Here is a 2,100-nt window from a genome sequence, read left to right on the forward strand (position 1 = left end):
AAGGTAATACGGAAAACCTTGAGCTTATAAAAAAACATATATCGGAACATAATTCCGATACAAAAATAAAAGTTGTGGGGATGCTGTGTGAAAACAAGTGTTCCGACGGTCCGAGAATTATTGTTGACGGAACCGAATATAAAAATGTTACCGCAGACATTCTTTGCGAAATATTAAAAAAAATATAAAGGAATTATACATAATGGATAAAATATATCCCGTATATACTTTGAAAAATGAATGTAACGATTGTTATAAATGTATAAGACAATGCCATATAAAAGCAATAAAAATTCAATCGGGAAGAGCATCCGTTATAAACGACAAATGTATAGCTTGCGGGCATTGTGTTACGGTTTGTCCTGCAGGAGCAAAAAGAGTAAGAAATGATATTGAAACCGTAAAAAATCTTTTTATTGCGGGAAAAAAAGTTTATGTTTCTTTAGCACCGAGTTGGACAGGTGTTTATAATATTGAACATAAAAGAATGATTGCGGCATTGAAAAAATTGGGTTTTTCCGGTGTAAGCGAAACGGCTATAGGTGCACAGGAAGTATCAATACAAACGGCAAAAATCTTAAATACCGCAAAATCCGGCCTTTTTATTTCATCAGCTTGTCCGGTTATAGACGATTACATAAGACTTTATAAACCTGAATTTGCAAAAAATATCGTACCCATAGCTTCTCCGGCACTAACACATGCGGGATTTTTAAAAGATTTTCTCGGAAAAGATATTGAAGTGGTTTTTATAGGTCCGTGTATCGCAAAAAAGAAAGAAGCCGATTCTCATCCGAATTTATTGGCTGCTTCTTTAACTTTTGATGAATTAAATTATTGGTTTAAGGAAGAATTTATCGATTTTGAAAATATTGAAATTGATAATGATTGTAATTTCATTCCGGAAAAAGCATTTGAAGGTTCTTTGTATCCTATTGAAGGCGGAATGAATGAGACGATAAAAAAAACTGGAATAGATAAAAACGATGTAACTTTTATTTCCGTAAGCTCTTTGGACCAATTTGATAAATCTTTTCAAAATATAAATTCGGCTAAAATTAAAAACAAAATTTTTGTTGAAGCTTTGGCCTGTTCCGGCGGTTGCATTAACGGCCCCTGTCTTTCAAGTAAAAAATCAAAAATACTTATTTCTTCCGATATTTATGCTAATACTCAATACAGAAATATTATCCCTAAAGAACCGAGAAAAGTTGTAAAAGAAGAATATATTCCAAATCCCGTAAAAAATCCTGATTTTTCCATGGAACAAATCGTTAAAACTTTAAGAAAAATTAACAAATTTTCTCCGGAAGACGAACTGAATTGTTCCGGATGCGGATATTCGAACTGCAGAGATTTTGTAAATGCTCTTATTGCAGGTGATGCCGAAACTTCAATGTGTGTTTCATACATGAGAAAAATTGCGGTAAAAAAGGCATCAATAGTATTAAAATGTATGCCCTCGGCCGTTGTTATAGTGGATTCGAATTTTAAAATTGTTGAAGCGAACGATTCTTTTTTACATATGTTTTGTGAAGATATGTATGAAGTCTTTTCAAATTTTTCGGAAGGTTTATCAGGTGCATTATTGGATAAAGTTGTTCCGTTTGCGGAACTGTTTAAGGCAGCTCTTTCAAGCGGACAAGATATCGACCAAAAGCACTATGCTTCGGGAAATAAATTATACGATATAAATATATTTTCGATAGAAGATAACGAACTTATCGGAGCGGTAATTTCCGATGTAACAAAAACGGAAACCGACAGAAGCAAAATTGCACAAAAAGCAAGAGAAGTTATAACAAAAAACATTGCAACCGTTCAAGAAATTGCAAGTTTATTAGGCGAACACATGGTAGAAACGGAACTTTTATTAAATTCCATAGCGAAAGGTTATGAATCCGATACAGAAAAGGATAAAAAAGGAAATGTTTATTGATATAGCAAGTTGCCAGAAAAAGAAATACAATCAAAATGCTTACGGGGATTTCTTTATTTCCCAAAGACTGCCTAATATGAAAAGAGTCGTTGCCGTTTTGTCCGACGGATTGGGAAGCGGAATTAAAGCGAACATTCTTGCATGTATGACATCAACAATGT

Annotated in this window: 2 protein-coding genes; both read left to right on the forward strand. The window is 33.5% G+C overall.

The window, feature by feature from the left end; all coding sequences use genetic code 11:
* The coding region (locus ACMUOV_RS04010; protein WP_413853827.1) for a (2Fe-2S) ferredoxin domain-containing protein at positions 1–188 on the forward strand (188 nt) is incomplete at its 5' end.
* A gap of 14 nt (positions 189–202) precedes the next feature.
* Complete coding sequence (locus tag ACMUOV_RS04015) at positions 203–1,939, forward strand: [Fe-Fe] hydrogenase large subunit C-terminal domain-containing protein (protein WP_413853828.1); 1,737 nt, start codon at positions 203–205, stop codon at positions 1,937–1,939.
* Positions 1,940–2,100 lie beyond the last annotated feature (161 nt).

The organism is Candidatus Ruminimicrobium bovinum (genome assembly GCF_902760015.1).
In the GTDB taxonomy this organism is placed as follows: domain Bacteria; phylum Elusimicrobiota; class Endomicrobiia; order Endomicrobiales; family Endomicrobiaceae; genus Ruminimicrobium; species Ruminimicrobium bovinum.